The sequence below is a fragment of the Dactylosporangium sp. NPDC050588 genome (assembly GCF_040654975.1).
In the GTDB taxonomy this organism is placed as follows: domain Bacteria; phylum Actinomycetota; class Actinomycetes; order Mycobacteriales; family Micromonosporaceae; genus Dactylosporangium; species Dactylosporangium maewongense.
The window spans coordinates 109,189-117,242 of record NZ_JBFAJA010000032.1 but is presented as its reverse complement, the minus strand read 5'-3'; the positions used below and the strand labels follow the sequence as shown (position 1 = coordinate 117,242).

Genomic DNA, 8,054 nt, shown 5'->3' with positions numbered 1-8,054 from the left:
GTCGGGTTTTAAGTGGTGTCCACGTCCGAACCGGGGGGCTACGCGGGCGGGCGGCGCGATGTGCGGGCGGCCCCCCCCCCCCCCCCCCCCCCCCCCCCCCCGGCGCAGTTCCCCCCGTCCAGCACCGCCGGCCGGGGCATGTTCGGCGTGCACGGCACGGGCGACACCTCCGGCTTCGGCGGTCTGCGCCGGCGCCGCGAGGTCGAGCTGGACTCGCCGCGGCCGTTCGGCGGGGACTTCGACGAGGTCGTCGACGCGCTCGAGGAGGCCTACCCGGGCTTCAACGACGCGATCGAGCGGATCGTCGTCGACCGCGGCGAGCTGACGCTGCACATCGTGCCCGAGCGCATCGCCGAGGTCGCCCAGATCATGCGCGACGACCCGGCCCTGCGCTTCGAGCTGCTGTCATCGGTGTCAGGCGTCGACTACCTGGGCACCGACGGCCGGCGGCTGCACGCCGTCTACCACCTGACCTCGATGACGTTCCGCCGCCGGGTCCGGCTGGAGGCCGCGGTCACGGCCGAGGACCCCCACCTGCCGAGCGTCACCCAGGTGTACCCGACCGCCGACTGGCAGGAGCGGGAGACCTACGACATGTTCGGCATCGTCTTCGACGGCCACCCCAACCTGACCCGCATTCTCATGCCCGACGACTGGGAGGGCTTCCCGCAGCGGAAGGACTACCCGCTCGGCGGCGTGCCGGTCGAGTACAAGGGCGCCGAGATCCCACCGCCGGACCAGCGGAGGAGTTACCAGTGACCACCGATTACGCAAGCGCCCGGGAGACCACGGAAGGCCGGGTCTTCACCGTCACCGGCGGCGACTGGGACTCGGTCGTCAACGAGGCGGGCGCCGAGGAGCGCATCGTCGTCAACATGGGCCCGCAGCACCCGTCGACCCACGGCGTGCTCCGGCTGGTCCTGGAGCTGGAGGGCGAGACGGTCACGGAGGCCCGGACCGTCATCGGCTACCTGCACACCGGCATCGAGAAGAACCTCGAGTTCCGCAACTGGACGCAGGGCACCACGTTCGTCACCCGCATGGACTACCTGGCGCCGATCTTCAACGAGACCGGCTACTGCATGGCGGTCGAGAAGCTCCTCGGCATCGAGGACCAGATCACGCCCCGCGCCAAGACCATCCGCGTGCTGATGATGGAGCTCAACCGGGTCGCCTCCCACCTCGTGTGGCTGGCGACGACCGGCATGGAGCTCGGCGCGCTGTCGATGATGATCTACGGGTTCCGCGAGCGGGAGTACATCCTCGACATCTTCGAGATGGTCTCCGGCCTGCGGATGAACATGGCCTACGTGCGGCCGGGCGGCGTCGCGCAGGACGTCCCCGAGGAGGCCCTCGCCAAGATCCGCGAGTTCCTCGGCTGGATGCCCGAGCGCATCGACATGTACGAGGACCTGCTGTCGGGCAACACGATCTGGAAAGAGCGCACGCAGGGCGTCGCCGTGCTGGACGTGACCGGCTGCCTGGCGCTGGGCATCACCGGCCCGGTGCTGCGCTCCGCGGGCCTCGGCTGGGACATCCGCAAGCAGCAGCCCTACGCGGGCTACGAGACCTACGACTTCGAGGTCCCGACCGAGTCGACCGGCGACGCGTGGGGCCGTTACAAGGTCCGGCTCAACGAAATGCGCCAGTCGGTGCGGATCATCCAGCAGGCCATGGACCGGCTCGAGCCCGGCCCGATCATGATCGGCGACAAGAAGATCGCGTGGCCGGCGCAGCTGGCGATCGGCGGCGACGGTCTCGGCAACTCCCTCGACCACGTCGCGAAGATCATGGGCCAGTCGATGGAGGCCCTGATCCACCACTTCAAGCTGGTCACCGAGGGCTTCCGGGTGCCGGCCGGCCAGGTGTACGTGCCGATCGAGGCGCCCCGCGGCGAGCTCGGCGTGCACGCGGTCTCCGACGGCGGCACCCGCCCTTACCGGGTGCACTACCGGGAGCCCAGCTTCGTCAACCTGCAGGCGATTCCGGCGATGGCCGAGGGCGGACTGCTCGCCGACGTCATCGTGGGCGGCGCCTCGCTCGACCCCGTCATGGGTGGGTGTGATCGTTAATGGCGTTCAGTGAGGTCACGCGCGAGCGCGCGCGGCAGATCATCGCGCGGTACCCCGAGGGCCGGTCGCGCTCGGCGCTGCTGCCGCTGCTGCACCTGGTGCAGTCGGAGCAGGGATACGTCTCGCCGGAGGGCATCGCCTTCTGCGCCGAGACCCTGGGCATCACCAAGGCGCAGGTCGGCGCGGTCGCGACGTTCTACACCATGTACAAGCGCAAGCCGACCGGCGACTACCTGGTCAGCGTCTGCACCAACACCATGTGCGGCGTCCTCGGCGGCGACAAGGCGTACGAGGCGCTGCGCGACCACCTGGGTGTCGACCACGACGAGACGACCGCCGACGGCAAGATCACGCTCGAGCACGCCGAGTGCCTGGCCGCCTGCGACTACGCGCCGGTGATGACGGTCAACTACGAGTTCTTCGACCAGATCACCGAGGACAGCGCGCTCACGCTGGTCAAGCAGCTGCAGAACGGCGAGCGCCCGCAGCCGACCCGCGGCACGCGCCTGTGCACGCTCAAGGAGATGGCGGTCCAGCTGGCCGGCTTCGCCGACGACCGGGGCGACGACGTCATCGCCGACGGCCCCGCGGGCGAGCCGACCCTCGCCGGCAACCGGCTCGCCGAGCGCTTCGGCATCGCGGTCCCGGGCTTCGACCCGGAGACGCCGATCGCCAAGAAGGCGGAAGAGGCACCGAAGCCGGCCGAGACCATGCCGAAGGCCGCCTCGGACGCCAAGCCGGCCGGCGACAGTCCCACGCCTCAGAAAGACGCAGTGAAGGAGGCGAAGGCGTGACCCTCGACTACCAGCCTTCCCAGGAGTCGCTGTCGAAGCTGACGCCGGTGCTGACCAAGCGCTGGCTTTCGCCCGACGCGTGGAAGATCGACGTGTACGAGCGGCTCGACGGCTACACCGCGCTGCGCAAGGCGTTCAAGGCCCACCCTGACGAGCTGATCCAGCTGGTCAAGGACTCGGGCCTGCGCGGCCGCGGCGGCGCCGGCTTCCCCACCGGCATGAAGTGGGGCTTCATCCCGCAGAACGACGGCAAGCCGCACTACCTCGTGGTCAACGCCGACGAGGGCGAGCCGGGCACCTGCAAGGACCTGCCGCTGATGATGGCCGACCCGCACGCGCTGGTCGAGGGCGTCATCATCGCCTCCTACGCCATCCGGGCCAACTTCGCCGCGATCTACATCCGCGGCGAGGCCGTCCACTCCGCCCGCCGCCTGCGCGCCGCGGTCGAGCAGGCGTACGCCAAGGGGTACCTCGGCAAGAACATCCTCGGCAGCGGCTTCGACCTCGACCTGGTCGTCCACAGCGGCGCCGGCGCGTACATCTGCGGCGAGGAGACGGCGCTGCTGGACTCGCTGGAGGGGTATCGCGGCCAGCCCCGGCTGCGGCCGCCGTTCCCCGCGACGCACGGGCTCTACGCGTCGCCGACGGTGGTCAACAACGTCGAGACGATCGCCAGCGTCCCGTACATCGTCCTCGGCGGCTCGGCCTGGTTCCGCAGCATGGGCACCGAGAAGTCGCCCGGCCCGAAGATCTACTCGATCTCCGGACGGGTCAACAACCCCGGCCAGTTCGAGTGCGGCCTCGGCGTCACGCTGCGGCAGCTCATCGACCTGGCCGGCGGCATGCAGGCCGGCCACCAGCTCAAGTTCTGGACGCCGGGCGGGTCGTCGACGCCGATGCTCACCGACGAGCACCTCGACACGCCGATGGACTTCGAAGGCATGATGAGCGTCGGCACGATGCTCGGCACCACCGCCGTCCAGGTCTTCTCCGACCAGGACGACATCGTCTACGCGACGTACCGGTGGATCGCCTTCTACCACCACGAGTCCTGCGGCAAGTGCACGCCGTGCCGCGAGGGCAACTACTGGATGGTGCGGATCCTGCACCGCATCCTCGCCGGCCAGGGCACCCACCAGGACCTCGACACCCTGCTGGACGCCTGCGACAACCTCCTCGGGCGCTCGTTCTGCGCGCTCGGTGACGGTGCCACCAGCCCGGTGACGTCCTCGATCAAGTACTTCAAGCAGGACTACCTGGACTACATCGAAGGCCGCAAGGCCCCGATGTTCAAGGGCGAACTGGTAGGAGCCCACTGATGACGGACGTCGTTCCGAAGGTCGAGACGGTCAAGCTGACCATCGACGGCATCGAGGTCGAGGCACCCAAGGGCGCCCTCGTCATCCGGGCCGCCGAGCAGATCGGCATCTCCATCCCCCGCTTCTGCGACCACCCGCTGCTGGCTCCCGCCGGCGCGTGCCGCCAGTGCCTGGTCGACGTGGAAGGCCAGCGCAAGCCGGTGGCCTCGTGCACGCAGCCGGTCGCCGAGGGCATGGTGGTCCGCACCCAGATGACCTCCGACGTGGCCAAGAAGGCCCAAGAGGGCATCATGGAGTTCCTCCTGATCAACCACCCGCTGGACTGCCCGGTCTGCGACAAGGGCGGCGAGTGCCCCCTGCAGAACCAGGCGATGAGCAACGGCCAGGCCGAGAGCCGGTTCGTCGAGCACAAGCGGGAGTACCCGAAGCCGCTGCCGATCAGCACCCAGGTGCTGCTCGACCGCGAGCGGTGCGTGCTGTGCCAGCGCTGCACCCGGTTCTCCGACGAGATCGCCGGCGACAAGTTCATCGACCTCATGGAGCGCTCGTCCAACGAGCAGATCGGCGTCTTCCGGGGCAACCCCGAGTCGCCCGAGGACGACGCGCCGTTCAACTCGTACTTCTCCGGCAACACGATCCAGATCTGCCCGGTCGGCGCGCTCACCAGCGCGCAGTACCGCTTCCGGGCCCGGCCGTTCGACCTGGTGTCCACGCCGAACGCGTGCGAGCACTGCGCGGCAGGCTGTGACCAGCGGGCCGACCACCGCCGCGGCAAGGTCATGCGCCGCCTGGCGGGCGACGACCCGGCGGTCAACGAGGAGTGGAACTGCGACAAGGGCCGCTTCGCGTTCCAGTACACCAACGCCACCGACCGGCTGACCAAGCCGCTGGTGCGCGACGCTAAGACCGGTGAGCTGCGCGAGGCGAGCTGGCCCGAGGCCCTCACCGTCGCGGCCGCCGGGCTCGCCGCGGCGAAGGACAACGGCGGCGTCGGCGTCCTGACCGGCGGCCGGCTGACGGTCGAGGACGCGTTCGCGTACTCGAAGTTCGCCCGGGTCGCCCTCGGCACCAACGACATCGACTTCCGGGCCCGCCCGCTGTCCACGGAGGAGACCGAGTTCCTCGGCTCGTCGGTGGCCGGCCAGGTCGAGGTCACGTACTCCGACATCGAGCGCGCCGGCGCGGTCGTCTTCGTCGGGCTGGAGCCCGAGGAAGAGTGCCCGATCATCTACCTGCGGGCCCGCAAGACCTACCTGAAGCGGGGGCTGGCCAGCTACGCGGTCGCCCCGTTCGTCAGCCGCGGGTTCGAGAAGCTCGGCGCGACCGTCCTGCTCACCGCGCCGGGCGCCGAGGCGGAGGTGCTCGGCGGGTCCGAGCAGCTGCGCGAGGCGCTGTCGGCCGAGGGCGCGATCCTGTTCGTCGGCGAGCGGCTGGCGAGCGTCGAGGGCGGCCTGTCCGCCGCGGCGCGGATCGCCACGGAGACCGGCGCCAAGCTCGCCTGGGTGCCACGGCGCGCGGGTGACCGCGGCGCGGTCGAGGCCGGCGCGCTGCCGACCCTCCTGCCGGGTGGCCGTCCGGTGTACGACCCGGCCGCGCGCAGCGAGGTCGCCATCGCGTGGCAGCTCGACGCGGGCGTCCTGCCCAGCGCCTCGGGACGGGACACCGACGCGATCATCGCGGCCGCGAAGGCCGGCCAGCTCGGCGGGCTGCTCGTCGGCGGCGTCGACACCGGCGACCTGGCCGACCCGCGGGCGGCCGAGGAGGCGCTCGACGCGGTCGGGTTCGTGGTCAGCCTGGAGCTGCGGCTCAGCGCCGTCGCCAAGCGCGCCGACGTGGTCCTGCCGATCGCCCCGGCGGTCGAGAAGAGCGGCTCCTACGTCAACTGGGAAGGCCGGGTCCGGCCGTTCGTCACGGTGCTGAAGACCGCCGCGATGAGCGACGCCCGCGTGCTGGACGCGCTCGGCCGTGAGCTGGGCATCGAGCTGGGTGTCGGCGACGTCGACGCGGCGCGGGCGCAGCTCGCCACGCTCGCGGAGCTGCCGCTGCCGGGCACCGCCACGGCCGGTGCCGCGCTGCGCGCCAGCGTCCGGGCCGAGGTGCCGACGGTGGCCGCGGGTGTGGCCGCCACGCCGGCCGGCGGCCAGGCGATCCTGGCGTCCTGGCACCACCTGATCGACAGCGGCTCGCTGCAGGACGGCGACGGCCACCTGGCCGGCACCGCCCGCACACCGGTCGCGCGGATCTCCAAGAGCACGGCCGCCGACCTCGGGGTCGCCGACGGTGACCCGGTGACGGTCGGCACGGCACGGGGCGCGATCACCCTGCCGGCGCTGGTCACCGACATGGCCGATCGCGTCGTCTGGGTCCCGACGAACTCGCCCGGCTCGACCCTGCGGCGCACGCTCGGCGTGGCCGAAGGTGCGCTGGTCGAGATCAGCACTGGGGGTACCAACTCATGATCCTCGCCGCGAACCTCGACCAGTTCGGCAAAGACCCCTGGTGGCTGGTGCTCGCCAAGGTCGTCGTGATCTTCGCGTTCCTGGTCGTCATGACGCTCTTCGCCATCTGGTACGAGCGCAAGGTCGTCGCCCGGATGCAGGTCCGCCCGGGGCCGAACCGCAACGGCCCGTTCGGCCTCCTGCAGTCGCTCGCCGACGGCCTGAAGCTGGCGTTCAAGGAAGACATCATGCCGCGCCTCGCGGACAAGGTGGTCTTCTTCTTCGCGCCGGTGATCTCCACGATCTGCGCGTTCACCGCGTTCTCGGTGATCCCGTTCGGCCCGACGGTGTCGATCTTCGGCCACCACAGCCCGCTGCAGCTCACCGACATCCCGGTGGCGGTCCTGCTGGTGCTGGCGTGCTCGTCGATGGGCATCTACGGCGTCGTGCTCGGCGGCTGGGCCTCCGGCTCGACCTACCCGCTGCTCGGCGGCCTGCGCTCCAGCGCCCAGATGATCTCGTACGAGGTCGCGATGGGCCTGTCGATCGTCTCGGTCTTCCTGGTCTCCGGCACGATGTCGACCTCGCAGATCGTGGAGCAGCAGGCCGGCAACGGCACCGTCGACATCGGCGGCTGGAGCGCGGACCTGCCCGCCTGGTACGTCATCCTGCTGCTGCCGAGCTTCCTGATCTACTTCACCGCCGCGGTCGGCGAGACGAACCGGGCGCCGTTCGACCTCCCCGAGGCCGAGTCGGAGCTCGTCGGCGGCTTCCACACCGAGTACTCGTCGCTGAAGTTCGCGCTGTTCTTCCTCGCCGAGTACGTCAACATGGTCACCGTCTCCGGCCTGTGCGCGACGCTGTTCCTCGGCGGCTGGCGGGCACCATGGCCGATCTCGCTGTGGGACGGCGCCAACCAGGGCTGGTGGCCGGTTCTCTGGTTCACCATCAAGGTCCTGCTGCTGCTGTTCGTGTTCGTCTGGCTGCGCGGCACGCTGCCCCGCCTGCGGTACGACCAGTTCATGCGGTTCGGCTGGAAGGTCCTCATCCCGGCCAACCTGATCTGGATCCTGACCCTCGCCGGCATCCTGCTGACGATCAACACCGACAGCCTCAGCTCCGGCGGCAAGTTCGGCGTCTCCGTCGCGATCATCGTCGCGGCCCTGGCGCTCGGCCTGGTGGCGATCGTCCTGTCGCGGCGCGGCGCCACGGTCGTCGAGATCCCGGAGGCACACCCCGGCGGCCGGGTCGGTGGCAGCAAGGGCTTCCCCTTGCCGCCGCTCAACCTTGAGGTCCCGCCCAGCCCGCGGGCCAAGCGCGTGATCGTCGAGCGGGAGCCCGTCTCGACCGGCAAGGAGAACGCATGAGCGGCCAGCGGAGCGGCTCGGGCCGCTCATCGGCATTGCAGATTGGCTCAGGCCGACGCCGGAG

6 protein-coding genes are annotated in these 8,054 nt (G+C 70.5%); all 6 read left to right on the top strand.

The genetic code is table 11. The features are described 5' to 3' along the window. Nucleotides 1–138: 138 nt before the first annotated feature. Genes AB0I21_RS23350 through nuoH form a run of 6 tightly spaced genes read left to right on the top strand, consistent with a single transcriptional unit; the run spans nucleotide 139 to nucleotide 7,990 of the window. Nucleotides 139–759 carry an NADH-quinone oxidoreductase subunit C gene (locus AB0I21_RS23350; RefSeq protein WP_360564085.1) on the top strand — a complete coding sequence of 207 codons (621 nt, stop codon included), beginning with the start codon at nucleotides 139–141 and terminating at the stop codon, nucleotides 757–759. Further along, nucleotides 756–2,072, top strand: coding sequence for an NADH-quinone oxidoreductase subunit D (locus AB0I21_RS23345; RefSeq protein ID WP_360564083.1), 1,317 nt, complete (start codon nucleotides 756–758; stop codon nucleotides 2,070–2,072). Before AB0I21_RS23350 ends, AB0I21_RS23345 begins: the two co-directional genes overlap by 4 nt. Next, nucleotides 2,072–2,866, top strand: a complete 795-nt coding sequence (gene nuoE / locus AB0I21_RS23340; protein WP_360564081.1) for an NADH-quinone oxidoreductase subunit NuoE — start codon at nucleotides 2,072–2,074, stop codon at nucleotides 2,864–2,866. The genes AB0I21_RS23345 and nuoE overlap by 1 nt, the downstream gene beginning before the upstream one ends. After that, complete coding sequence (nuoF, locus tag AB0I21_RS23335; protein ID WP_360564079.1) at nucleotides 2,863–4,185, top strand: NADH-quinone oxidoreductase subunit NuoF; 1,323 nt, start codon at nucleotides 2,863–2,865, stop codon at nucleotides 4,183–4,185. The genes nuoE and nuoF overlap by 4 nt, the downstream gene beginning before the upstream one ends. Continuing rightward, a complete protein-coding gene (locus tag AB0I21_RS23330) occupies nucleotides 4,185–6,644 on the top strand; it encodes an NADH-quinone oxidoreductase subunit G (RefSeq protein ID WP_360564077.1) in 2,460 nt (819 codons plus the stop codon). The genes nuoF and AB0I21_RS23330 overlap by 1 nt, the downstream gene beginning before the upstream one ends. Further along, nucleotides 6,641–7,990: an NADH-quinone oxidoreductase subunit NuoH gene (gene nuoH / locus AB0I21_RS23325; RefSeq protein WP_360564076.1), complete on the top strand. Its 1,350-nt coding sequence runs from the start codon at nucleotides 6,641–6,643 to the stop codon at nucleotides 7,988–7,990. The genes AB0I21_RS23330 and nuoH overlap by 4 nt, the downstream gene beginning before the upstream one ends. Nucleotides 7,991–8,054: the final 64 nt, after the last annotated feature.

Bases quoted from the DNA above. Each gene is read 5' to 3' on its own strand.
- AB0I21_RS23350 (WP_360564085.1), top strand. From the start codon at position 139: ATGTTCGGCGTGCACGGCACGGGCGACACCTCCGGCTTCGGCGGTCTG.
- nuoE (WP_360564081.1), top strand. From the start codon at position 2,072: ATGGCGTTCAGTGAGGTCACGCGCGAGCGCGCGCGGCAGATCATCGCG.
- AB0I21_RS23330 (WP_360564077.1), top strand. From the start codon at position 4,185: ATGACGGACGTCGTTCCGAAGGTCGAGACGGTCAAGCTGACCATCGAC.
- nuoH (WP_360564076.1), top strand. From the start codon at position 6,641: ATGATCCTCGCCGCGAACCTCGACCAGTTCGGCAAAGACCCCTGGTGG.